The organism is Vibrio sp. CyArs1 (assembly GCF_022432925.1).
Lineage (GTDB): Bacteria > Pseudomonadota > Gammaproteobacteria > Enterobacterales > Vibrionaceae > Vibrio > Vibrio mediterranei.
In genome coordinates, this window is sequence record NZ_JAKRBO010000008.1 from 37,387 (window position 1) to 61,469 (window position 24,083).

18 protein-coding genes are annotated in these 24,083 nt (G+C 45.1%); 14 read left to right on the plus strand and 4 right to left on the minus strand.

What is annotated here, in order from left to right; genetic code table 11:
* Positions 1–26 precede the first annotated feature (26 nt).
* Positions 27–1,919 carry a pyruvate dehydrogenase complex dihydrolipoyllysine-residue acetyltransferase gene (aceF, locus tag MMA19_RS20610; protein ID WP_171392213.1) on the plus strand — a complete coding sequence of 631 codons (1,893 nt, stop codon included), beginning with the start codon at positions 27–29 and terminating at the stop codon, positions 1,917–1,919.
* A 273-nt stretch (positions 1,920–2,192) separates the two neighbouring features.
* Positions 2,193–3,620, plus strand: coding sequence for a dihydrolipoyl dehydrogenase (gene lpdA, locus MMA19_RS20615; protein WP_006074435.1), 1,428 nt, complete (start codon positions 2,193–2,195; stop codon positions 3,618–3,620).
* A gap of 101 nt (positions 3,621–3,721) precedes the next feature.
* Here lpdA and MMA19_RS20620 read toward each other — a convergent pair whose 3' ends face one another.
* Positions 3,722–4,342, minus strand: coding sequence for a LuxR/HapR/OpaR family quorum-sensing transcriptional regulator (locus MMA19_RS20620; RefSeq protein WP_006074436.1), 621 nt, complete (start codon positions 4,340–4,342; stop codon positions 3,722–3,724).
* A gap of 527 nt (positions 4,343–4,869) precedes the next feature.
* Here MMA19_RS20620 and hpt point away from each other — a divergent pair.
* Positions 4,870–5,400 (plus strand): hypoxanthine phosphoribosyltransferase, encoded by a 531-nt coding sequence (gene hpt, locus MMA19_RS20625; RefSeq protein WP_240207109.1) that lies wholly within the window; start codon positions 4,870–4,872, stop codon positions 5,398–5,400.
* A 64-nt stretch (positions 5,401–5,464) separates the two neighbouring features.
* On the opposite strand, the gene can is transcribed toward hpt, so the two are convergent.
* Positions 5,465–6,124 carry a carbonate dehydratase gene (gene can, locus MMA19_RS20630; RefSeq protein WP_006074438.1) on the minus strand — a complete coding sequence of 220 codons (660 nt, stop codon included), beginning with the start codon at positions 6,122–6,124 and terminating at the stop codon, positions 5,465–5,467.
* 232 nt (positions 6,125–6,356) lie between these two features.
* Here can and MMA19_RS20635 point away from each other — a divergent pair, with 232 nt between their 5' ends.
* The 5 genes from MMA19_RS20635 to hldE all read left to right on the plus strand — a co-directional run bounded on the left by MMA19_RS20635 (position 6,357) and on the right by hldE (position 14,358).
* On the plus strand, positions 6,357–8,003 hold the full coding sequence (locus MMA19_RS20635; protein WP_006074439.1) for a SulP family inorganic anion transporter: 1,647 nt from the start codon (positions 6,357–6,359) through the stop codon (positions 8,001–8,003).
* A 165-nt stretch (positions 8,004–8,168) separates the two neighbouring features.
* Entirely contained in the window at positions 8,169–9,089 is a 921-nt protein-coding gene (locus MMA19_RS20640) for an ABC transporter ATP-binding protein (RefSeq protein ID WP_240207110.1), read from the plus strand.
* 5 nt (positions 9,090–9,094) lie between these two features.
* Positions 9,095–9,865, plus strand: coding sequence for an ABC transporter permease (locus MMA19_RS20645; protein WP_006074443.1), 771 nt, complete (start codon positions 9,095–9,097; stop codon positions 9,863–9,865).
* Positions 9,866–9,956: 91 nt separating this feature from the next.
* Positions 9,957–12,806 (plus strand): bifunctional [glutamate--ammonia ligase]-adenylyl-L-tyrosine phosphorylase/[glutamate--ammonia-ligase] adenylyltransferase, encoded by a 2,850-nt coding sequence (glnE, locus tag MMA19_RS20650; protein WP_240207111.1) that lies wholly within the window; start codon positions 9,957–9,959, stop codon positions 12,804–12,806.
* 121 nt (positions 12,807–12,927) lie between these two features.
* Entirely contained in the window at positions 12,928–14,358 is a 1,431-nt protein-coding gene (hldE, locus tag MMA19_RS20655) for a bifunctional D-glycero-beta-D-manno-heptose-7-phosphate kinase/D-glycero-beta-D-manno-heptose 1-phosphate adenylyltransferase HldE (RefSeq protein ID WP_240207112.1), read from the plus strand.
* 65 nt (positions 14,359–14,423) lie between these two features.
* Here the strand turns inward: hldE and tolC are convergent, their stop codons facing one another.
* Positions 14,424–15,737: an outer membrane channel protein TolC gene (tolC, locus tag MMA19_RS20660; protein WP_038224336.1), complete on the minus strand. Its 1,314-nt coding sequence runs from the start codon at positions 15,735–15,737 to the stop codon at positions 14,424–14,426.
* 236 nt (positions 15,738–15,973) lie between these two features.
* On the opposite strand from tolC, the gene nudF reads away from it, so the two are divergent.
* From nudF to parC, 6 genes are all read left to right on the plus strand, one after another.
* Positions 15,974–16,597 carry an ADP-ribose diphosphatase gene (gene nudF, locus MMA19_RS20665; RefSeq protein WP_088876252.1) on the plus strand — a complete coding sequence of 208 codons (624 nt, stop codon included), beginning with the start codon at positions 15,974–15,976 and terminating at the stop codon, positions 16,595–16,597.
* A 9-nt stretch (positions 16,598–16,606) separates the two neighbouring features.
* Positions 16,607–17,053: a DUF1249 family protein gene (locus MMA19_RS20670; protein ID WP_240207113.1), complete on the plus strand. Its 447-nt coding sequence runs from the start codon at positions 16,607–16,609 to the stop codon at positions 17,051–17,053.
* Positions 17,054–17,081: 28 nt separating this feature from the next.
* On the plus strand, positions 17,082–17,906 hold the full coding sequence (cpdA, locus tag MMA19_RS20675) for a 3',5'-cyclic-AMP phosphodiesterase (RefSeq protein WP_240207114.1): 825 nt from the start codon (positions 17,082–17,084) through the stop codon (positions 17,904–17,906).
* Positions 17,906–18,493: an esterase YqiA gene (gene yqiA / locus MMA19_RS20680; RefSeq protein WP_236110190.1), complete on the plus strand. Its 588-nt coding sequence runs from the start codon at positions 17,906–17,908 to the stop codon at positions 18,491–18,493. Before cpdA ends, yqiA begins: the two co-directional genes overlap by 1 nt.
* A gap of 237 nt (positions 18,494–18,730) precedes the next feature.
* A complete protein-coding gene (gene parE, locus MMA19_RS20685; protein WP_038224343.1) occupies positions 18,731–20,611 on the plus strand; it encodes a DNA topoisomerase IV subunit B in 1,881 nt (626 codons plus the stop codon).
* 2 nt (positions 20,612–20,613) lie between these two features.
* Positions 20,614–22,890, plus strand: coding sequence for a DNA topoisomerase IV subunit A (parC, locus tag MMA19_RS20690; protein WP_240207115.1), 2,277 nt, complete (start codon positions 20,614–20,616; stop codon positions 22,888–22,890).
* A 100-nt stretch (positions 22,891–22,990) separates the two neighbouring features.
* On the opposite strand, the gene degS is transcribed toward parC, so the two are convergent.
* Positions 22,991–24,055, minus strand: coding sequence for an outer membrane-stress sensor serine endopeptidase DegS (gene degS / locus MMA19_RS20695; protein WP_038222997.1), 1,065 nt, complete (start codon positions 24,053–24,055; stop codon positions 22,991–22,993).
* Between the last annotated feature and the right edge of the window lie 28 nt (positions 24,056–24,083).

Sequence of the window (24,083 nt, forward strand, 5' to 3'; positions counted from 1 at the left end):
GCGCTTAATTAGAAGGTAAATAAGCAATGGCAATCGAAATTAATGTACCTGATATCGGTGCGGATGAGGTTGAAGTTACTGAGATTCTTGTAAGCGTTGGCGACAAGGTAGAAGAAGAGCAGTCTCTAATCACTGTTGAAGGCGACAAGGCTTCTATGGAAGTTCCAGCGTCTCAAGCAGGTATCGTTAAAGAAATCAAAGTAGCGGAAGGCGATTCTGTTACTACGGGTTCTCTTATCATGATTTTCGAAGCTGAGGGTGCAGCTGACGCTGCACCTGCTCCTGCGGCAGAAGCGGCTCCTGCAGCGGCTCCAGCTCCAGCAGCGGCTGAGCTTAAAGAAGTTCACGTTCCAGATATCGGCGGCGACGAAGTAGAAGTTACTGAAATCATGGTTAAAGTTGGCGATGCAGTGGAAGAAGAACAATCTCTTCTAACTGTAGAAGGCGACAAAGCTTCTATGGAAGTACCAGCACCATTTGCAGGTACGGTTAAAGAGATCAAGATTGCTGAAGGTGATTCAGTAACAACTGGTTCTCTTGTTATGGTTTTCGAAACAGCGGGCTCTGGTGCACCAGCAGCTGCTCCTGCAGTTGAAGCGGCTCCTGCAGCATCCGGAGCGCCGGCCGCAGCTGAAAAAGAAGTAAACGTACCAGATATCGGCGGTGACGAAGTTGAAGTTACTGAAGTAATGGTAGCGGTTGGCGATACAGTGGAAGAAGAGCAATCTCTTATCACTGTAGAAGGCGACAAAGCTTCTATGGAAGTACCAGCACCATTCGCTGGCACAGTTAAAGAAATCAAGATTGCAGCTGGCGATAAAGTCACGACTGGCTCGCTGATTATGACATTCGTTGTAGAGGGCGCAGCGCCTGCACCTGTTGCAGCACCTGCACAAGCAGCGACTCCAGCAGCACCTGCGGCGGCTCCGGCTCCAGCAGCGAAAGCGGATGCAGCACCACAAGCGAACGACTTCCAAGAGAACCACGAGTACGCGCACGCGTCTCCAGTCGTTCGTCGTCTAGCTCGTGAGTTTGGTGTTAACCTAGCGAAAGTAAAAGGTACGGGTCGTAAGAGCCGCGTACTGAAAGAAGACGTTCAAGCTTACGTTAAAGATGCACTTAAGCGTCTTGAGTCTGGTGCTGCGGCATCTGGCAAAGGCGGTGACGGCTCTGCTCTTGGTCTACTACCTTGGCCGAAGGTTGACTTCAGCAAGTTTGGTGAGACTGAAGTTCAGAAGCTTTCTAAGATCAAGAAGATCTCTGGTGCTAACCTACACCGTAACTGGGTAATGATCCCGCACGTTACACAGTGGGATAACGCTGATATCACAGCCCTAGAAGCGTTCCGTAAAGAGCAAAACGCTATCGAAGCGAAGAAAGATTCAGGCATGAAGATCACTCCACTTGTGTTCATCATGAAAGCTGTTGCAAAAGCACTAGAAGCATTCCCTGCGTTTAACTCTTCTCTATCAGAAGATGGCGAGAGCATCATTCTTAAGAAGTACGTGAACGTTGGTATCGCGGTTGATACGCCAAACGGCCTTGTTGTTCCAGTATTCAAAGATGTAAACAAGAAAGGCATCTACGAGCTATCTGAAGAGCTAATGGTAATTTCTAAGAAAGCACGTGCAGGTAAATTAACTGCGGCTGACATGCAAGGTGGCTGTTTCACTATCTCAAGCCTAGGTGGCATCGGTGGTACAGCATTTACGCCTATCGTAAATGCGCCTGAAGTAGGTATCCTTGGTGTATCTAAGTCTGAAATGAAGCCTGTGTGGAACGGTAAAGAATTCGAACCACGTCTGCAGCTACCTCTGTCTCTATCATACGATCACCGCGTTATTGATGGTGCAGAAGGTGCACGTTTCATTACTTATCTAAACAGCTGCCTAAGCGATATTCGTCGTCTAGTACTGTAAGATAACTTTCCCACTCTCGCTCCCCCTAATCAAAGGGGAGCGAGTGAGGGGAAAACAAATTAATACAACATTTCCAACGTGAATTGTTGTCTAGCTCACAGGCTAAATTGATTTACTTTTCACACCATTAACATCTCTGTAAAATGTTGGCGGTCTGAAATCATAATTGTTTAAGTTATTTGTTTAATAGAACGTCTGTTTAAAACGAAGTCTAAGCATATAAAAATCAATACCCACTCAGCCTGTTAGGGATAATGACTACAAGAGGTCAAAATGAGCAAAGAAATTAAAGCCCAGGTGGTAGTACTTGGTGCCGGTCCTGCTGGTTACTCCGCTGCATTCCGTTGTGCCGATTTAGGCCTAGAAACCGTTCTTATTGAACGTTATAGCACGCTTGGTGGTGTGTGTCTGAATGTGGGTTGTATCCCATCTAAAGCACTACTTCACGTTGCTAAAGTTATCGAAGAAGCAAAAGCGCTTGCTGACCACGGTATCGTATTTGGTGAGCCACAGACTGACATCGATAAGATTCGTCTATGGAAAGAAAAAGTTATTAACCAACTTACTGGTGGTCTTGGCGGTATGGCTAAGATGCGTAAAGTAAATGTGGTTAACGGTTTCGGTAAGTTTACTGGTCCTAACTCAATTGAAGTTGAAGGCGAAGACGGTAAAACTGTTGTTAACTTCGACAACGCCATTGTAGCCGCGGGTTCACGCCCTATTAAATTGCCATTCATCCCGCATGAAGACCCACGTATTTGGGATTCTACTGATGCGCTAGAGCTGAAAGAAGTACCGGGAAAACTGCTTATCATGGGCGGTGGTATCATCGGTCTAGAAATGGCGACGGTATATCACTCTCTGGGATCTCAGATTGATGTTGTAGAAATGTTTGACCAACTTATCCCAGCTGCGGACAAAGATATGGTTAAAGTCTACACCAAGCGTATTAAGAACAAGTTCAACTTGATGCTTGAAACCAAGGTGACGGCAGTTGAAGCTAAAGAAGACGGCATCTACGTTTCAATGGAAGGTAAGAAAGCACCTTCTGAAGCTGAGCGTTACGATGCAGTGCTTGTGGCTATCGGCCGTGTACCAAACGGCAAACTGCTTGATGCAGAAAAAGCGGGTATTGAAGTAGACGAGCGTGGTTTTATCAATGTTGATAAGCAAATGCGCACAAACGTCCCTCACATCCATGCAATCGGTGATATCGTTGGTCAACCAATGCTTGCTCACAAAGGCGTGCATGAAGGTCACGTAGCGGCAGAGGTTATCTCTGGTAAGAAGCACTACTTTGACCCGAAAGTGATTCCTTCAATTGCTTACACTGAGCCAGAAGTCGCTTGGGTTGGTAAGACTGAGAAAGAAGCGAAAGCAGAAGGCATCAACTACGAAACGGCGACATTCCCATGGGCAGCGTCAGGTCGTGCAATCGCATCTGACTGCGCAGACGGTATGACTAAGCTTATTTTCGATAAAGATACTCATCGCGTAATTGGCGGTGCTATCGTGGGTACTAACGGTGGTGAACTGCTTGGTGAAATCGGTCTAGCGATCGAGATGGGTTGTGATGCAGAAGATATCGCATTGACTATCCACGCTCACCCAACGCTTCACGAATCTGTTGGTCTTGCAGCAGAAGTATTTGAAGGCACTATCACTGACCTTCCAAATGCAAAAGCGAAGAAAAAGAAATAATTTCTGAGTGAAGACAAAAACAGCCAGTATCATACTGGCCGTTTTTTTATAGATACTATTTAAAATCAAGCCCTTAAGCATTTTTGCTCAAGGGCTGTTTTTTAGTGGCGGCTATCTTTCTCGTAGATGCAAACCATATCCATATAGCAGTCGGTCAACGACTTAATGGATTCACCATCACTACTGCGATTAGCTTCAACAAACAGTGAATAGCAAATACCGTGGAATAGGCTAGTAAGATGCTTAGTGTTGTGTTGAGAGCAGACTTCGCCGCGTTCAATGGCTTTAATGAACATGTTTTCAATCAGTGCTTGGCTAGTTTTGTTCGATGAAACAAACAATGGCCAAACCTCATCGCGCGTAGATGTACTCCATTCAAACCATACCTTATTCCAGTGACAGTCTTCGATCACCATATCCACCACACCATCAAGAATATTGGTTAGGTTTTCTTTGATGTCGACATCAAGGTCAATGGTATTTGATAAGAAGTTGGAATACTGACAGACGACGTGGTTAAGTACTTCATCAACCAAGTCTTCTCGTGTTGGGAAGTAGTTGAATACCGTTGCTACTGAAACTTGTGCAATTTCTGCGATATCCGCGTGACCTCCACGACCAATGCCGCGTTTCGCGAATACTTCTAGTGCAATCTCCATAAGCTGTAACTTGCGCTTTTGTGGAGATAAGCGAGTTCTAGGTCTTTTTACTATTGAGTCCATAATATTTCCTTGCCAACGTTGGTAGGGCTGGTAACTCTATGAGTACGTCCAACTGCGCCCTGTTTGTTATACAGAGTCAGAGATTTGGTCCAATATGAAAGCTGTTATACACAATAACTGGCATATCAATGTTAGTTTTTGGTTAACAATTTCCATTTTGGAAATCACATGCTCTATTTTTTCTTTTGTTTGATAAGTGTAATGGTGCATATGTGCTTTGGTCAATAGTCATACACTGATAATTTTCATAATTAGCGTTAATTTACCTGCATATCACACTTTGCGCTGAAAGCGTCATATTCTTTCAACACCATGCGTTAACAAAGATTCGTTCTGGTTTATACCAACAGAGTAATTTGACGCCAGATTTTCGCTTGATTTTTATCCTGAGTCAGAAAGTGATACCATACCGCGCAAATGTGAACGCTTGGCATCTCTTCACTAAAATAGTGTTGTCTGTTTTAGGAGAGGACTCACAGCTACTGTTGCTGTGGTGACCAAGTTAACCAATCAACATCGAGATAGATATGAAACATACTGTTGAAGTCATGATTTCTGAGCAAGAAGTTCATGAGCGTGTAAAAGTGCTAGGTAAAGAAATTACTGAACACTACAAAGGTAGCGAAGATTTAGTTATGGTCGGCTTGCTACGTGGCTCTTTTGTCTTTATGGCGGATTTGGCTCGTGCCATCGAGCTTACTCACTCAGTAGACTTTATGACGGCATCAAGCTATGGCAATACCATGGAAAGCTCACGTGATGTGCGCATCCTGAAAGATCTTGATGATGATATTAAAGGTAAAGATATTCTGCTGGTGGAAGATATTATCGATACTGGTAATACCTTAAATAAAGTGAAAGAGATTTTATCGCTACGTGAACCAAAATCTATTCAGATTTGTACCTTGCTAGACAAGCCATCACGCCGTGAAGTCGATGTCGATGTTAAATGGATTGGCTTCGAAATCCCGGATGAGTTCGTAGTGGGTGTTGGTATCGATTACGCTCAGAAATATCGTCACTTACCATACATCGGTAGAGTGGTACCTCAGGAATAAATCTGGTCGTACAAACATAAAAAATGCCCATCTCTGTGAGATGGGCATTTTTCTAAATACTGAATTATTTTAATACTTCGGTACTCAATATTTTCGACATGGCAGCTTGGTAATTTACTTCAAGACTCTCTCTGCTTGAACAGCGAACACCGAGATCTTGCAACTTACCATCACCAATGCCATAGACCACACCATGAACTTCAACTTCTTGGCCGCGTTCCCAAGCGTTTTGCATAATGGTTGAGTTACCTAGGTTATACACCTGCTCAGCAACGTTAATCTCACAAAGCTTGTCACCCCACATGTCGCGTGGCAATTCACCGAGCCAGTTACGATGCTTTAAGTACAAATCGCGGATATGTAGAAGCCAGTTGTTAATGAGCCCAAGCTGTGGGTTATCAATAGCAGCATTCACGCCACCACAGCCATAGTGACCACAAACGATGATGTGTTTGACTTTTAGCACATCTACCGCGTATTGCACTACAGATAGGCAGTTAAGATCGGTATGAATGACTTGGTTGGCAACATTACGGTGAACAAAGAGTTCGCCTGAATATAACCCCGTTAGACGCTCTGCTGGTACTCGGCTATCGGAGCAACCAATCCAAAGGAATCCAGGGTTTTGGCCTTCCTCTAGCTTTGCGAAATACTCTGGTCTTTCGGAGCGAATTTCTTCAGACCACTTTGAATTGTTGTCAAAGAGTTGTTTGATTTCCGGCATGATACTTCCCTTCAATAATTCGAGATACTATACACAATGTTACAAATTGAATCTCGAAAAAAAAGTATCAAAATGTACTCATCTGACGTGTTCATGTACCTAAAATCAGTGACTTAACGATTCAGTGAAAAAAACTTATATCTTATGAAAATTGAATGGCCCTTATTAGTTATTAACTTATTGTCACATTTGTTAAGGTGAGGCAATTTTTTGGTTATTTTCAAGGATAGTAATGAAGTTAGGACGTCGTTTTGAAGATATAAACCTTAAAGGGGATGTATTTGGCGGGGTAACTACCGCGATTATTTCATTGCCACTGGCGTTGGCGTTTGGTGTGGCATCTGGAGCAGGCGCAGAAGCCGGGCTGTGGGGCGCAATCATGGTGGGGCTGTTTGCCTCTCTATTTGGCGGTTCTTCTAGCCTTATTTCCGAACCGACAGGCCCTATGACGGTCATCATGACAGCGGTATTGACAGCAATGATGGCTAAGTACCCGGAAACGGGGATGGCGATGACCTTCACTGTCGTTATGATGGCGGGTATTTTTCAAATCTTGCTTGGTACGTTAAAACTCGGAAAATACGTTACCTTGATGCCATACAGTGTTGTCTCGGGGTTCATGTCGGGAATTGGTGTGATCTTGGTGATTCTTCAACTGGCGCCACTATTGGGACAAGCCGCGCCAACGGGCGGCGTTATTGGGACAATCAGGGCATTACCTGAACTGCTGACCCATATCGACTTTTCAGAATTATTCCTTGGGTTACTGACGTTAGCGATTCTATTTCTGTTCCCTAAAAAATACCGTCAACATATTCCTCCGCAGCTTGTGGCGCTGGTGTTAGTCACAGTGATATCTATGCTGTTTTTCAGTAGTGAGAGTATTCGCAGAATTGGCGAGATTCCAGCAGGTTTGCCTTCTTTAGTCATACCGCATTTTAACGCCGAAATGCTGACTACCATGCTTATCGATGCGCTTGTACTCGGCACATTAGGCTGTATTGATACCTTATTAACAGCTGTTATCGGTGATTCTCTAACTCGGAAAGAGCATGACTCAGATAAGGAATTGCGCGGCCAAGGGTTAGCGAACCTTATCGCAGGTTTGTTTGGGGCTTTACCGGGAGCGGGTGCGACGATGGGGACGGTGACCAATATCCAAGTAGGGGCTCGCTCTCCATTGTCTGGTGTGGTGCGGGCATTGGTGTTGGCGCTGGTGGTACTGGTAGCAAGTGGTTTAACTGAACCTATTCCAATGGCGGTGTTGGCAGGCATTGCTGTTTATGTCGGTTTTAACATACTGGATTGGAGCTTTATTCAGCGAGCACATAAGGTGAGTTTGGCCGGTATGGCGATCATGTACGGTGTTATGCTGCTGACTGTATTTGTAGATCTTATCGTTGCCGTAGGCCTTGGTGTGTTTATCTCGAATATCATCATTATCGAAAGATTGAGCCGTGAGCAAGCTCGTCAGGTAAAAGCGATCAGCGATGCTGATGACGACGATGTGCCGTTAAGTGAATATGAGCGAGAGTTGCTAGAACAAACTCAAGGTAAGGTATTGTTTTTCTACTTATCTGGGCCAATGATTTTTAGTGTCTCTAAAGCAATTTCAAGACAACACTCAAGTATTGCCGATTATCAAGCGATGATACTCGACCTTACCGATGTTCCTATGATCGACGTAACGGTTGGTCTTGCTCTAGAAAATGCCATCAAGGATGCCAAAGACGCAGAGTGTCAGGTGTACTTGTTATGTCCAAATACGCAAACTCGACAGCAATTGGATAAATTCCACGTTATTGATCTTGTTCCGGATGGCAATATCTATCAGCAGCGAGAACACGCATTGGATGCCGCATATAAGGCAACGGCTTAAAAGGGATAAAAAGCGAGTACTAACATACTCGTTTTTTTTATAGCCAATTTATCACCACCACTTGAAAAATTGAGCCATCATCATCATGTGTAAGGGTATATTCAAACTTTTCGATATCATTGGAAATATCAAATTATTCCAATGATGCATTCTTCGGTGCAAATTATGATCGCATTAGAAATTGAGCAGTTAAGAAAGACCTATGCGGGTGGCTTTGAAGCGCTAAAAGGGGTGAGTCTTCAAGTTGAGCAGGGAGACTTTTATGCTTTGCTTGGACCTAATGGTGCGGGTAAATCGACCACCATCGGTATCATTACGTCTCTAGTCAACAAAACATCGGGCAAGGTCTCGGTGTTTGGTCACGATATTGATAATGAACTTGAACTGGCGAAGCAACAACTTGGTCTGGTGCCACAAGAGTTCAACTTTAACCAGTTCGAAACCGTTGAGCAGATTGTTCTTCAGCAAGCAGGGTATTACGGTGTTGCTAAGGATGTGGCGAAGCAACGCGCGCAAAAATACCTCTCTCAGCTAGACCTTTGGGAAAAGCGTAGCGAGCGAGCACGAAACCTCTCCGGAGGAATGAAGCGTCGACTTATGATCGCTCGCGCTCTAATGCATGAACCCAAACTGCTCATTCTTGATGAACCGACTGCTGGGGTTGATATTGAACTTCGTCGTTCAATGTGGGATTTCCTTAAAGAGATTAATCGACAAGGCATCACCATTATTCTGACAACTCACTACCTTGAAGAAGCGGAACTGCTTTGTCGCAACATCGGTATTATCCAACGCGGTGAGCTGATTGAGAACACATCGATGAAAGCTTTGCTTAATAAGCTGGATGTAGAAACGTTTATTCTCGATATTGACGCAAGCGTTGATATTCCTGAGCTACAAGGGGTTAAATCGCAAAATGTGGTGAATGGCTCTTTGGAGATAGAGATTGAGAAAACTCAGGGGGTAAACCACATTTTCACTCAACTTTCCGAGGCTGGTATTAAAGTGCTGTCAATGAGGAACAAAGCCAATCGACTTGAAGAGTTATTTGTTTCTATTGTGCGTAATCAAACGGAGGCAAACTGATGAATTTGTACGGTTTGTATTGGACGGCATTTAAAAGCCTTCTGACGAAAGAAATTAATCGCTTTACTCGAATTTGGGTACAAACCCTAGTACCGCCAGCGATTACCATGACACTTTACTTCATCATCTTCGGTAGTCTGATTGGTTCTCGAATCGGTGAAATGAACGGCTTCAGTTACATGGAATATATTGTTCCTGGCCTTATCATGATGTCGGTGATTACTAACTCGTATTCGAATGTTGCTTCGTCCTTCTTTAGTGCCAAATTTCAGCGCAATATTGAAGAGCTTCTTGTCGCACCTGTTCCCAATTACGTCATCATTGCTGGTTTTGTCATGGGCGGTGTTGTACGTGGCTTATTGGTTGGCACGATAGTGACTTTTGTCTCACTGTTTTTTGTTGATTTACAAGTTGAACATTGGGCAGTAATTATCGCGACTGTGTTTATGACGTCGGTGGTGTTCTCACTCGGTGGTCTTATTAATGCGGTGTATGCCAAGACCTTTGATGATATATCGATTATTCCCACTTTTGTTTTGACACCGCTGACATATCTAGGCGGTGTGTTTTATTCCATTAGCCTGCTTCCTGAGTTCTGGCAAGGTGTATCCAAAATCAATCCAATCGTTTATATGGTCAATGCTTTCCGTTACGGTTTCTTAGGTGTGTCGGATGTAGGGATTGTGACATCTTTTGGCGTACTCTTAGTGTTTATCGTGGTACTTTATGGAGTAGCCCATCATTTGGTGACTAAGGGTATTGGCCTTAGAAGCTAGAGCAAGATTCTAGCGTAATACACTGATATGTGATCAATGAAGTGGTAGCGGTAGCTGCCACTTTTTGTTTCAGTCGAGACAAGGACGACAAATGCAACTGCCTGCCGAATTACAACACGATGCTCAATCAGCGTTTGAGCGAATTCAACAAGCCTATTCTGACCTATCCCATTGGACTCCAGAGCGACAACAACAGCTAAAGTATGTCATGGCGATGAGCTGTTTCGTGGAAGAGTCACTACTGAAAGATGAAGGGCTGTTCGCGGAGCTACCTGACATGCTATCGCAGCAGAGTAGAGCTGAGGATTATCGGGTGCGATTGGCTACTCAACTTGAGTCTTGTGGTAGCGAAACGGAAGGTCATCGTGTTTTACGTCGATTCCGAAATCGTGAAATGACATATATCGCGTGGCGCGATTTTACTAGTGACTGGAGCCTAGAACAAAGCCTGCACCATCTTTCCATGTTAGCTGAAGCGATGATCTTTGAGACTTATCAATGGCAATATAAAGCGTGCTGCTTGGAATGGGGTACACCTTGTAATGCAGAGGGTGAAGCGCAGCCAATGTTGATTATCGGTATGGGGAAGCTCGGTGGCGGTGAGCTGAATTTCTCATCGGATATCGATCTCATTTTCACTTATCCAGAAAACGGTGAAACACAGGGGACGCGTCGCTCAATTGCTAATGCTCAATTCTTTACACGCCTAGGGCAGCGAATCATCAAAGCACTTGATCAGCAGACGTTTGATGGCTTTTGTTACCGAGTGGATATGAGATTACGCCCATTTGGTGAGAGCGGACCATTGGTGATGAGTTATGCGGCACTGGAAGATTACTATCAAGAGCAAGGCCGTGATTGGGAACGCTATGCGATGGTGAAAGCGCGTGTAATGGGCAGTGAGATGTATCCACAATACCAAGAGCTGCGTAAAATGCTGCGCCCTTTTGTGTTCCGCCGTTATATCGATTTTAGTGCCATTCAGTCATTAAGGCGCATGAAATCGATGATCAGTAGCGAAGTTCGCAGACGAGGGTTAGGAAACAATATTAAGCTCGGACCAGGCGGTATTCGTGAAGTGGAATTTATCGCTCAAGTGTTTCAGCTTATTCGTGGAGGACGTGAACCGAGTTTAAGAGGTCGAGGGTTACTGGAAACGCTTGATGCAATCGACACTCTGTCTCTACTAGAGTCAGAAAATGTCCAACAGCTGCGTTCGGCTTATTGTTTCTTGCGTCGGTTGGAAAACCTATTGCAAGCCATGGCCGATAAGCAGACTCAGACACTACCTGATAAGCCATGCGACCAGCTCAAATTAGCGTGTGCGATGCAATTTGAAAGCTGGTCTGCTATGGTTCAAGCAACCGAGTTGCATATGCTAAATGTACATCAGGTGTTTGCTAACTTGATTGGCGAAGATGAGGACGAAGAAGACGCGAACCCAATCGCTAAGCACTTCCATGAGTTATGGGATATGGCGGATCGACCAGAAGTGATCGAGCACTTGCTAGAGCATGATCTTCATGTGGAGAATCCAGCCGACAAACAGAAAACCATTCAGCAGTTTAAAGCGGATCTTGCCAAGAAAACACTAGGCCCTCGTGGGCGTGAAGTACTTAATCGATTGATGCCTAAAGTCTTTAGTGCCATTTATGCCCATAAAGATGCAGAGTTTGGTTTATCACGAGTGCTGCATGTTCTGCATCGTATTGTGACTCGAACGACTTACCTTGAGCTATTGGATGAGCACCCAGCCGCACTTGTGCAGTTAGTGAGGCTCTGTACGGCAAGTCCAATGATCTCGGAACAGCTTGGACGTTATCCGATCTTGCTTGATGAGTTGCTTGATCCTGCGCATCTCTACAACCCAGTACCTCTTGAGTCCTATAAGACCGAACTACGGGATTATCTAGCTCGTATTCCAGAAGAGGATATGGAACAGCAGATGGAGGCGCTGCGTCAGTTTAAACAGACCTGTATTCTGAGAATAGCGGCCGCCGATATTGCAGGCGTACTGCCTGTTATGAAAGTAAGTGATCATTTAACGTATTTGGCTGAAGCTATTGTAGAGGCGGGCATAAACCAAGCTTGGCAGCAAATGGCGGCTAAATATGGTGAACCAACACACTTGAAAGATCGTGGCAGCAAAGGTTTTGCCGTGATTGGCTACGGTAAAGTAGGGGGTTGGGAGCTAGGTTACAACTCTGATCTGGATATTGTGTTTATGCATGATTGTCCGGTAAGCGCGTACACCGACGGAAAAAAGGATATCGATGGTCGTCAGTTCTATCTTCGTTTAGCACAGCGCATTATCCACATATTCTCAACCAGAACAGCATCGGGAATTCTGTATGAAGTGGATACTAGACTGCGTCCTTCCGGCGCGTCTGGACTGTTAGTGAGTCCGACTGACGCCTTTGATGAATACCAGCATAATGATGCTTGGACGTGGGAGCATCAAGCTTTGGTCAGAGCACGTATGATATACGGTGATGCATTTCTGCAACACGCATTTGAAAACACCCGCGATGACGTCCTTCGGACCGCTCGTGATGAATTGACATTGAAACAGCAAGTGGTCGATATGCGAGAAAAAATGCGCGACCATTTAGGGGGTAAAAAAGCGGGTCGATTTATGCTTAAACAAGATGCTGGGGGTATTACTGATATTGAATTTTTAGCCCAGTATTTGGTGTTGCAATACAGTCATGACAAGCCAAAGCTGACACGCTGGTCGGATAATGTGCGTATATTTGAGTCAATGATGTCACAAGGTGTGATGGAAGAAGAGCAAGCGATGGCACTTACTCACGCCTACACCACATTGCGTGATGAAATTCATCATCGTAACTTGCTCAACTTAGACGCGGATGTTGACGATAGTAAGTTTACTCAAGAGAAAGCCATCGTCGTTGAAGCATGGAAACAGTGGCTAGGGTAATTCTTGCTTCAGCTTGGTATTGAAAGGAAGAGTTGTGCTACTATCCATTCAATGGCTTAGCCAAAAGATTTAAGACAAGAGGGCATAATTGAGCCCTCTTACATCATATTGGAGTACAGAAATGAAACCCATCCTACCGAATTACAGCGACTCTGGCGTATTGATTGTCGGTGACCTTATGTTAGACCGTTACTGGTATGGTCCGACAGGGCGTATTTCTCCAGAAGCCCCAGTTCCTGTAGTAAAAGTAGAAAATAACGAAGAACGTCCAGGTGGCGCTGCCAACGTTGCTATGAATATCGCTTCGCTAGGTGGTCATGCACATACTATTGGACTTGTTGGTATGGATGAACCAGCAAAAGTACTGACTGAAACACTGACGTCGTTGAAAGTAACTTGTGATTTTGTTGCATTACCTAACTACCCAACTATCACCAAACTTCGTGTTTTGAGCCGAGGGCAGCAACTGATTCGTTTGGACTTTGAAGATAAGTTCGAGAATACCGATCCTGAGCTTGTACTCGCAAAGATGGATCAAGCGTTACCAAACGTGAAGTCTGTGGTGCTATCCGATTATGCCAAAGGTGCACTAGAGCATGTTCAAGCGTATATCCAGAAAGCGAAAGCCGCAGGTGTTCCTGTATTTATCGACCCTAAAGGGGCTGATTTCGAACGCTATCGCGGCGCAACATTGCTAACACCAAACATGGCGGAATTTGAGCATGTTGTAGGCAAAGTGAAAAGCGAAGAAGAGCTTATCGAGAAAGGTAATGCGCTAATAAAAGAGTTCGACTTTGAAGCATTATTGGTGACACGTAGTGAGCATGGTATGACTTTACTTCGTAAAGATCAGGAACCGTTCCATTTGCCAACACAAGCGAAAGAAGTGTATGACGTTACTGGTGCGGGGGATACGGTTATCTCTGTATTGGCTGCATCAATAGCAGCAGGTAAACCGCTTGATGAGGCGTGTGCGTTGGCTAATGCAGCAGCTGGAGTGGTTGTTGGTAAACTTGGTACATCAACACTATCTACTATTGAACTTGCTGAAGCGGTTCACGGTAGTCAAGATACTGATTTCGGTGTGATTAGTGAAGCTGCGTTGATTGAAGCGGTAGCGAAAGCGCGCTCTAAAGGTGAAACCGTCGTGATGACGAATGGTTGCTTTGACATTCTTCACGCAGGACATGTGTCTTATCTAAACCACGCTGCTGAACTGGGTGATCGCTTAATTGTTGCTGTGAACACAGATGAATCTGTTCGAGCGTTAAAAGGACCAGGTCGTCCGGTTAATCCAACTGATCGCCGTATGGCTGTTCTTGCTGGTCTAGGGGCTGTTGATTGGGTTGTAGCATTCTCTGAAGAAACGCCACAACGCTTGATCTCAGAAGTGCTACCAAGTCTGCTTGTTAAAGGCGGTGACTATAAGCCAGAAGAGATTGCAGGTGGTAAAGAGGTAATCGCGGCTGGTGGTGAAGTAAAAGTACTGAACTTTGAAGATGGCTGTTCAACGACCGAGATCATTGAAGCTATCAAAGGTGGCCGAGGTTAATCCTTCCGTCAGCATAAACAAATAAAAAGGGACGCATCCGCGTCCCTTTTTATTTCCGTTAGCAATTACTTCGCTTTTTTAAGGCCAGCATTGATATCAACGATATCTTGCTCGCTTAATGTACCTACCGATTGACGTAGGTTCAGAATACTAATGATGTAGTCGTAGCGTGAATCAGAAAGGTTACTCTCGGCGTTATAAAGTGCCTGAGTCGCTTCTAACACGTCAACGATAGTACGAGTACCAACATCAAAACCGGCTTTAGTGGCTTCTAGTGCAGACTCAGCAGAAATCACCGTTTGCTCATAAGCGCGAATAGCACCAATAGAAGAGTTGATATTGTTGTTATTTGCACGAACATTCTTCACAACTGAGCGGTAAGTTTGCTCTAGCTGTTCACTTGCTTCAACGTATGCGAACTCTGCTTGTTTGGTTTGCGAGGTAATGTTGCCACCAGTGTATAGAGGTACTGATAGGTTAATACCTGCATTGAAAGCGTTACTTCCATCAAACTGGCTAGCTACGTTGTTATTGTTACGTTCGTTGCCGTAGTTGTAACCACCATCCAATGTTAGTTTTGGAAGGTGACCAGAACTTGCTAACGTGATGTTGTCTTTAGCAATGTCTTGACCGATACGCGCAGAAAGTAGATCTAGGTTCTTATTCTGGGCTTCTTCGAGGAAGAAAGTCACGGATTGCTCTGGACGTGCTGCGGAGAAGCGGTCGGTATCAAGAACATCGATGTTCTTGTGCTCTTGACCTGTAATTTCGCGAAGCGCTTCATATTGGTTAAGTAAGTTGTTTTCTGCAACAACTTCATCAGCCAACACTCGGTCGTATTGTGCTTGTGCATCGTGAACGTCAGTAATCGCTGAAAGACCTACCTCGAAACGTTGCTTAGTTTGCTCTAGCTGACGAGCAACCGCCGCTTTGTTAGCGCGAACCGATTCAAGGTTATCTTTTGAACGTAGTACTTCGAAGTAAGCTTGTGCAGTACGTAGGATTAGGTCTTGTTGCGCTGCAGCGTATTGTGAATCTGCTTGACGAGCCGTTTTCTCAGCACTGTCTAGAGTGATCCAACTAGTACGGTTATAAAGCTCTTGTGAGAACCCAACACCAGCACTCAGTTTGTCACTATCGGCAGTATCGATATCGCTTCTTACTGCGTTATAGCCAGCCGTTAAGTTAATTTGTGGCAACAGAGTCGCACGAGCAGAGTTAATGGCTTCAAATGCACGATCACGTTGTGCCGCAGCTCTTAGTAGCTGAGGATCGTTTTGTTTAGCTTGATCGTAGATTTCCGTTAGGGAGTCGGCCCATGCCGCTGCACTTACGCTTCCTAATGCAGCTGTGATAAATAATGGAAGCAGTTTTTTCATTTGTCCTAATCCTGCCTGATAATACTGATAAGGGTATGATTCACAGTTTAACTTAAAATGACCGTAATTCACTCGAAACTTTGCACTTTTTTACGCAAGCTCACCTAAAATTGCGACAAATAATTAACCAAAAGCAAATTTTATTTGAATTATTGCGTAAAAAGTTGAACTTTGTCGTTGGTAGAACCCCCTTTCCTTGAGTAGACTATAAGATTAACTTCAGCCAGAGGTCAGTGATGAAAGACTCTTTACAACAGCATGATAAGTTTACATCTGACGATGTAGAAATAATGTCAAAACAAACGGTGTTCAAAGGGTTCTTCGAAATGGTTCTATATCGCTTCAAGCATAGACTGTTTGAAGGCGGTTGGAGTTCCGTAATTGACAGAGAAATGTTAGTTCGCGGTGGGGCTGCTGCGATGCTGCCTTATGATCCTGTTCGTGACGAGGTAGTGTTAATTGAGCAAATCCGAGTTGGTGCCCTTGAACATGAAAACCCATGGCAGGTTGAGATTGTCGCAGGCATCGTTGACAAAGATGAAACGATTGAAGAACTGGTCCGTCGTGAATCGGTAGAAGAAGCTGGAGTAGAAGTTAAGGCATTAGTCCCCATCACTCGCTACTACCCTTCCTCTGGTGGATGTTCAGAACGCATCTCTGTATTTGTCGGGCATGTTGACGCATCACTCGCTAGTGGAGTCCATGGTCTGGAGACAGAGGGAGAGGATATACGAGTTTGCGTTGTGTCTCGTGAAGCGGCGTATCAGATGGTAGAAAGCGGTGAAATTGAAAATGGAGCTTCGATCATTGCATTGCAATGGTTAGAACTTAATTACCGCAAATTACAGGCAAATTGGTAGGAATTTTCTATGGTAGGCGTTGTCGATCGTAATACGTATCATGTTGATCTTGCGGAGCTAATGCGGATCTATGAAACGAATTACGCTAAATTGAATCGCTTGATTCCAACAACACCGACGGTTGGAGATGTCCGTTGCTACCAAGCGGCAAATTTGACCTATCAATTGGAAGTTCTAGAAGTGACGAAGTACACAACATTGGTCGAAATTTGCCAAGATGATGAGCTTCCTGTTTTTCCATTGCCTAAAATGACGGTACGGCTCTATCACGATGCTAGGGTCGCAGAAGTTTGCAACTGTGAGCAAACTTCACGAGTAAATGCGCGTTATGATTATCCCAACGCCAAAATGCTGCAAAAAGATGAAAAATTTCAGTTCAATCAGTTTCTAAGTGATTGGCTAACTTTTTGCTTAAAAAATGGAATTAGTCGAGCTCCGATTATGTATCGAAGCTGAAAGAATTTGATGTTCAGGTTTCTATATTTTGAAAACAACACCCAGTGATGAATCTCAGTTAAGTAGCGTCAGGTTGCTGCAATTGACCGACACGCATCTATTTGCGCCGCAAGATGGCTGCCTACTGAGTGTTAATACCCAAGAAAGTTTTAATGCTGTTGTGGCTGAAATCGTTGCACAAGGCACGCAATTCGATGCCTTGCTTGCGACTGGTGATATTTCACAAGACCACACAGAAGCTTCATATGAGAAATTTGTTGCGGGAATTGAGCCGTTAGCTCTTCCTTGCTACTGGTTGCCAGGCAATCATGATTACAAACCTTGTATGAATAGCGTGGTGAGCTCGCCGCTTATTCAAGATGTTACCCATGTTCTTCTAGGAGATAAGTGGCAGGTAGTGCTGCTTGACTCTCAGGTCGTGGGAGTGCCTCATGGTCGACTGAGTGATAGCCAACTCGAGTTTTTAGACCGTATGCTTTCTACGCATTGTGACAGACATACCTTAGTATTGCTGCATCACCATCCATTGTTAGTAAATAGTGCTTGGCTCGATCAACACTCGCTAAAAGATGCGGATGAGTTTTGGAATGTTGTCGAAAAGCATGACAATGTTCGCGCCGTACTTTGTGGCCATATTCATCAAGAACTAGATGAAATGCGTGGCGGAGTGCGTGTGCTGGCAACGCCTTCAACTTGTGTGCAGTTTAAACCGAACTCGAACGAGTTCGCGCTAGACGTCCGCTCTCCGGGTTGGCGTGAGCTGGAACTAATAGAGGATGGTCGCTTGCACACCGAAGTGAAACGCCTAGCTAACGGCTCGTTTAGACCTGACTTTAACGCGGAAGGCTACTGATGACGAAAAAGAAGCCGCTGCTTTTATATATTCATGGTTTTAACAGCTCGCCTCTATCGCTTAAAGCGCAGGTAATGTCGGAATACTGCCAGAAGCATCGTCCTGATATCAAAGTGTTAGTGCCGCAAATGCCTTGTTTTCCTCAGCAAGCCGCTGAACTACTGAAGCAATTGATAGAGCGCTATCACAGTGACTATCATATTGCGTTAGTTGGTAGCTCTCTTGGTGGTTATTTGTCGACTTGGCTCAATGCTCATTATGGATTGAAAGCGGTGTTAGTGAATCCTGCTGTAAAGCCCTATGAGTTGTTGCTCGATTTTCTCGGTGAACAAGAGAACCCTTATACTCACGAACGTTATACCCTTGAGCATAAGCATATCGATGAGCTTAAGAGATTAGATGTGCCAGTGCTTAAAAAACCTGATGACTTTTGGTTATTGCAACAAGAAGGTGATGAAGTCTTAGATTATCGTCAAGCCGTGGCAAAGTATCAGCACAGTAAGCAAACGGTGGAAGCCGATGGAGATCATAGCTTTATAGGTTTTGAGCGCTATCCAGAAAGGATAATTGAGTTCTTAGCGCTTTAAAGTGGTGCTTTTTTCGTCTCTGCTTGAGGAGACAGTCATAAATTTATCCCCAACTTTGGCTTGAAACTTGACAACACTTCCTCAGAGCCAGAGTATGATGTGTCTGTACTTACGCGTAAGCCTTGGAAGTTTGTCATATTTTGACAGTAAAGTGTCTTCTAACAGGCGTGGTATAAAGCCACAATCTCTATTTTTGCTGCTAAGTATCAATCTTTATTTGAGTAAAATTTCCGTATTATGACAGAACAATATAATGCTGGAGCCATTGAGGTACTCAATGGGCTTGAGCCAGTACGTCGCCGACCAGGGATGTATACGGATACAGTGCGCCCAAACCACTTGGGCCAAGAAGTCATCGATAACAGTGTCGATGAAGCGCTAGCCGGACATGCCTCTAAGGTACAAGTAATTCTGCACGCAGACCAATCTTTGGAAGTCATCGATGATGGTCGAGGCATGCCAGTTGATATCCACCCAGAAGAGAAGATTTCAGGCGTAGAGCTGATTTTTTGTAAGCTGCACGCGGGTGGTAAGTTCTCAAACAAAAACTACCAGTTCTCTGGTGGTCTACATGGTGTAGGTATTTCGGTTGTAAATGCCCTGTCCAAGCGTGTTGAAGTTACTGTCCGTCGTGATGGTCAAGTCTATGAAATGGCTTTTGAAAACGGCAACAAAGTTGAAGAGCTGACCGTGACTGGCACATGTGGTCGCCGCAATAAAGGCACCAGTGTCCACTTCTGGCCAGACGCTAGCTATTTTGATTCGGCTAACTTCTCTGTTACAAGACTTATCAACAACCTACGCGCTAAAGCGGTGCTTTGCCCAGGTCTTGAAATCACCTTTACCGATAAGGTGAATAACAAGGACTATAAGTGGTTTTATGAGGATGGTTTAAAAGACTATCTGGCAGAAGGCGTAAAAGGTTATGCGGTTCTTCCTGAGCAACCATTTACTGGCGAGTTTTCCGCAGAAACTGAAGCGGCAACGTGGGCAGTAATTTGGCAGCCAGAAGGCGGTGAGATGATCACCGAAAGCTACGTCAACTTGATCCCAACGGCTCAAGGCGGTACGCATGTTAATGGTCTTCGCCAAGGTTTGCTTGACGCAATGCGCGAGTTCTGTGAGTTCCGCAATTTATTGCCTCGCGGCGTGAAGCTAACTGGTGATGACGTGTTCGAGCGTTGCTCATACGTTCTCTCTATCAAGATGCAAGACCCGCAATTTGCTGGGCAGACCAAAGAGCGTCTCTCTTCACGTCAATGTGCAGCGTTTGTATCTGGTGTCGTTAAAGATGCGTTTAGCTTATGGCTAAATGAAAAGCCGCAGCTAGCAGAACAGTTAGCGGAAGTCTGTATTGCCAATGCGCACCGCCGTATGCGAGCGAGCAAAAAGGTCGTGCGTAAGAAAGTGGCTTCAGGCCCAGCGCTTCCGGGTAAGCTTACAGACTGTTCGCAACAAGATCTAAATCGTACAGAAATCTTCTTTGTGGAAGGGGATTCTGCGGGTGGTAGTGCTAAGCAAGCACGTGACCGTGAGTTCCAAGCGGTGATGCCATTGCGTGGTAAGATTCTTAATACTTGGGAAGTGTCTGCGGACCAAGTGCTAGCATCGCAAGAAGTACACGATATCTCGGTAGCTCTGGGCATTGACCCTGACACCGAAAATCTTGACGGGTTGCGTTACGGTAAAGTTTGTATCCTTGCCGATGCGGACTCGGATGGACTTCACATTGCGACACTGTTGTGTGCTCTGTTCACCAAGCATTTCCGTTCTCTCGTTGCTGCTGGCCATGTCTATGTAGCGATGCCTCCATTGTATCGTATCGACTGTGGCAAAGAAGTGTTCTATGCCCTAGACGATGATGAAAAAGATGGCATTCTTGAGCGCTTAAGTAAGAAGAAAGCGAAAATTAATGTACAGCGATTCAAAGGTCTGGGTGAAATGAACCCGCTTCAACTTCGCGAAACTACGATGGATCCAAACACTCGTCGTCTGGTTCAGTTGACTATTGATGACGATGAAGCGACCGACGAAATGATGGATATGCTGCTAGGTAAGAAACGAGCAGATGATCGCCGTAGTTGGCTGCAAAACAACGGTGATATGGCTGAGGTATAACAATGTCCACTGAAATGTCTTTTGATGGCGTAGAACAACTGCCTCTGCGAAAGTTCACCGAAGACGCCTATTTGAATTATTCAATGTACGTCATTATGGATCGTGCATTGCCTTATATTGGCGACGGCCTAAAACCAGTTCAACGTCGTATTATTTATGCGATGTCAGAACTTGGTTTGTCAGCCGCAGCCAAGTACAAAAAGTCTGCTCGTACCGTTGGTGACGTTCTAGGTAAATATCACCCGCATGGCGACTCGGCTTGTTATGAAGCTATGGTATTGATGGCTCAGCCGTTTTCCTACCGTTACCCTTTAGTTGATGGTCAGGGGAACTGGGGTGCGCCTGACGATCCTAAGTCATTCGCTGCAATGCGTTATACCGAAGCAAAACTGTCTAAGTTCGCGGAAGTCCTGCTAGGTGAAATTGGTCAAGGCACGGTTGAATGGCAACCAAACTTCGATGGCACCATGAAGGAGCCAAAGATTCTTCCCGCTCGTTTACCGCATATCTTGCTCAATGGTATTACTGGTATTGCCGTTGGTATGGCAACCGATATTCCGCCACATAATGTTCGTGAAATTGCGGATGCGACCATTCATCTTATCGACAATCCTAAAGCCGATTTGCCGCAAGTTATGGACTTTGTTAAAGGTCCAGACTATCCAACGGAAGCGGAAATTATCTCGCCAAGTGCTGACTTAGAGAAAATTTATCGTACCGGTCGTGGCAGCGTGAAGATGCGCGCTGTATGGCATAAAGAGGGCTCTGATATTGTTATCACTGCCTTGCCACACCAAGTTTCGGGCGCAAAACTGCTAGAGCAAATTGCCAACCAGATGCGTGCTAAGAAGCTACCTATGGTCGATGATCTGCGCGATGAATCAGACCATGAGAACCCGACTCGTATTGTCGTGGTGCCACGTTCAAACCGCATCGATTGTGAACAGCTAATGAACCACTTGTTTGCATCGACCGATCTTGAGAAGAACTTCCGAGTTAACCTCAATATGATTGGTCTGGACAATCGTCCACAAGTGAAAGGTTTGGTTCAAATCCTATCTGAATGGATTCAATTCCGTCGCGAGACAGTACGTAAACGCCTTCAATATCGCCTAGATAAAATCCTAGCTCGTTTGCACATCTTAGAAGGTTTGTTGGTCGCGTATCTAAACTTGGATGAAGTGATTGAAATCATTCGTACCGAAGACGAGCCGAAAGCTGTGCTTATGGAACGTTTCGGAATCACAGATATTCAAGCTGATGCTATTTTAGACACCAAACTTCGTCATCTTGCTAAGCTTGAGGAAATGAAAATCCGTGGCGAGCAAGAAGAATTAGAAAAAGAACGTGAGAAGCTAGAAAAACTTCTGGGCTCTGAGCGTCGCATGAATACTTTGCTCAAGAAAGAGATTCAAGCGGATGCAGAGAAATACGGCGATGACCGCCGCTCGCCAATTGTTGAGCGTGCAGAAGCAAAAGCAATGACCGAGCGAGACCTTGTTCCTAGTGAACCTATTACGGTTGTACTGTCTGAAAAAGGCTGGATTCGTCATGCTAAAGGGCATGACGTGGATGCTAGCAGCTTGAACTACAAAGCTGGTGATAAGTATCTGGCCAGCGCGCGAGGTAAGAGCAACCAGCCTGCGGTATTCCTGGGCAGTGATGGCCGAAGTTATTCGCTTGAGTCACATTCGTTGCCATCAGCAAGAAGTCAGGGCGAACCAATTACTGGTCGTTTGAACATTAATGCTGGCACGAACATTCGCCAAGTAGTGATGGGTGAAGAGTCTCAGTTATGGCTTGTGGGGTCTGATGCAGGCTATGGCTTCGTTTGTAAGGGTTCAGATTTGCTTTCTAAGAACCGTAGCGGTAAAGCACTTGTCACGCTTCCACAAGGAGCTGAAGTGATAACGCCGTCAATGATCGGTGACCTAGAGTCAGACGAGATTCTTGCCATCACTAACCAAGGGCGTATGCTACTGTTCCCGATTAAAGACTTACCTCAACTTGGTAAGGGTAAAGGGAACAAGATCATCAACATTCCTTCCGCCAAAGCGAAAGCCCGAGAAGAGTTTGTTTCCCATCTCATGGCATTGCCACAAGGCGCGACTATCACGCTCTATGCAGGTAAACGCAAGCTCGGCTTGAAGCCTGCCGACTTAGAGAACTTCCGTGGTGAGCGCGGTAGAAGAGGTGGTTTGTTGCCTCGTGGATTGCAGCGTGTCACGCGCATTGAAGTCGACTCGGGTGAGAGTGCCTTAGAAGAAGTTCAAGAATAACTCGAACTTTACGACCAAATAAAAAAATCTCCGAGCTCGCTCGGAGATTTTTTTGAGTTCAAAGGATTAATCTATAGTCTGGTCGTTAAACGAATCCCTTTTACTCGCGAGTATCTTCGCCTACTGTAACAGGTACGGTAAGCTCTTTGCCATCACGAAGTAGCTTAACGTCAACGGTGGTGCCAGGTCTTAGATCTGTTACTAAATCTAGCACTCCCTGACGTCCATTGAGTTTGTTGCCATCTATCATGAGGACGATGTCTTGAACTTTGATTCCTGCTTTTGCCGCTGGGCCTTCAGGGTCTAAGCCAAGAACAATAATACCGCCAATATGTTCATTTCCTAGTAACCGAGCGGTTACCGAGTTAATGTCCTGCCCATCGATACCAATATAGCCACGGATCACTCGACCATCGGCAATAATCTTTTCCATGATTTTGCTGGCTAACTGGTAAGGAATTGCAAAAGAAATACCATAGGTTTCAAGGTCGGTTGCTTGTTGGAAAGAAGCCGTATTAATGCCAACTAGCTCACCAAGTGTGTTGACTAGAGCTCCACCTGAATTACCTTGGTTTATCGCTGCATCTGTCTGGATGAACGCTTGAATTCCACCGGCACTAATAGAAGAGCGTCCTGTTGCCGAAATAATACCAAAAGTAGTGGTTTGTCCCAGGTTATAAGGGTTACCAATCGCTAAGACAACATCGCCAACTTTAGGGGAATAATTGGGGTTGAGTGGGATTACGGGTAGGTTACCACCTTCAATGCGCAGAACCGCAATATCCGTGCGTTGATCTTTACCAACCAGTTGTGCTGCTGCCACTCGGCCATCTTGCAGCGCGACTATGATTTGGTCGGCATTCGCGACCACATGATAGTTGGTAATGATGTAGCCCTTGTCGCTAACAATAACGCCAGATCCCAGTCCTTGTGTGGATAGAGTGGTGCGGTCATTTTCTTTATACTGTCGACTGTAGATATTCACAACCGCAGGAGCGGCTTTACGCACAGCTTGGTTAAATGAAATCTGTAGGCTGCTATTGTCTGCAGGTTGAGCAGTCAAGTTTTGAGGTATGATGTTCTGTCTTAGAGAAGGGACGGCCAATAGTACTAATAGTGCGGTTACTAGACCCATAGATACCGATCGGATTAGAAAATTCAGCATCATTTCCTCTATTCAAACGCAAAAACCG

Bases quoted from the DNA above. Each gene is read 5' to 3' on its own strand.
- can (WP_006074438.1), bottom strand. From the start codon at position 6,124: ATGCCGGAAATCAAACAACTCTTTGACAACAATTCAAAGTGGTCTGAA.
- MMA19_RS20670 (WP_240207113.1), top strand. From the start codon at position 16,607: ATGGTAGGCGTTGTCGATCGTAATACGTATCATGTTGATCTTGCGGAG.
- parC (WP_240207115.1), top strand. From the start codon at position 20,614: ATGTCCACTGAAATGTCTTTTGATGGCGTAGAACAACTGCCTCTGCGA.
- aceF (WP_171392213.1), top strand. From the start codon at position 27: ATGGCAATCGAAATTAATGTACCTGATATCGGTGCGGATGAGGTTGAA.
- parE (WP_038224343.1), top strand. From the start codon at position 18,731: ATGACAGAACAATATAATGCTGGAGCCATTGAGGTACTCAATGGGCTT.
- MMA19_RS20620 (WP_006074436.1), bottom strand. From the start codon at position 4,342: ATGGACTCAATAGTAAAAAGACCTAGAACTCGCTTATCTCCACAAAAG.
- MMA19_RS20640 (WP_240207110.1), top strand. From the start codon at position 8,169: ATGATCGCATTAGAAATTGAGCAGTTAAGAAAGACCTATGCGGGTGGC.
- lpdA (WP_006074435.1), top strand. From the start codon at position 2,193: ATGAGCAAAGAAATTAAAGCCCAGGTGGTAGTACTTGGTGCCGGTCCT.
- MMA19_RS20635 (WP_006074439.1), top strand. From the start codon at position 6,357: ATGAAGTTAGGACGTCGTTTTGAAGATATAAACCTTAAAGGGGATGTA.
- glnE (WP_240207111.1), top strand. From the start codon at position 9,957: ATGCAACTGCCTGCCGAATTACAACACGATGCTCAATCAGCGTTTGAG.
- nudF (WP_088876252.1), top strand. From the start codon at position 15,974: ATGAAAGACTCTTTACAACAGCATGATAAGTTTACATCTGACGATGTA.
- hldE (WP_240207112.1), top strand. From the start codon at position 12,928: ATGAAACCCATCCTACCGAATTACAGCGACTCTGGCGTATTGATTGTC.
- yqiA (WP_236110190.1), top strand. From the start codon at position 17,906: ATGACGAAAAAGAAGCCGCTGCTTTTATATATTCATGGTTTTAACAGC.
- degS (WP_038222997.1), bottom strand. From the start codon at position 24,055: ATGCTGAATTTTCTAATCCGATCGGTATCTATGGGTCTAGTAACCGCA.
- hpt (WP_240207109.1), top strand. From the start codon at position 4,870: ATGAAACATACTGTTGAAGTCATGATTTCTGAGCAAGAAGTTCATGAG.
- tolC (WP_038224336.1), bottom strand. From the start codon at position 15,737: ATGAAAAAACTGCTTCCATTATTTATCACAGCTGCATTAGGAAGCGTA.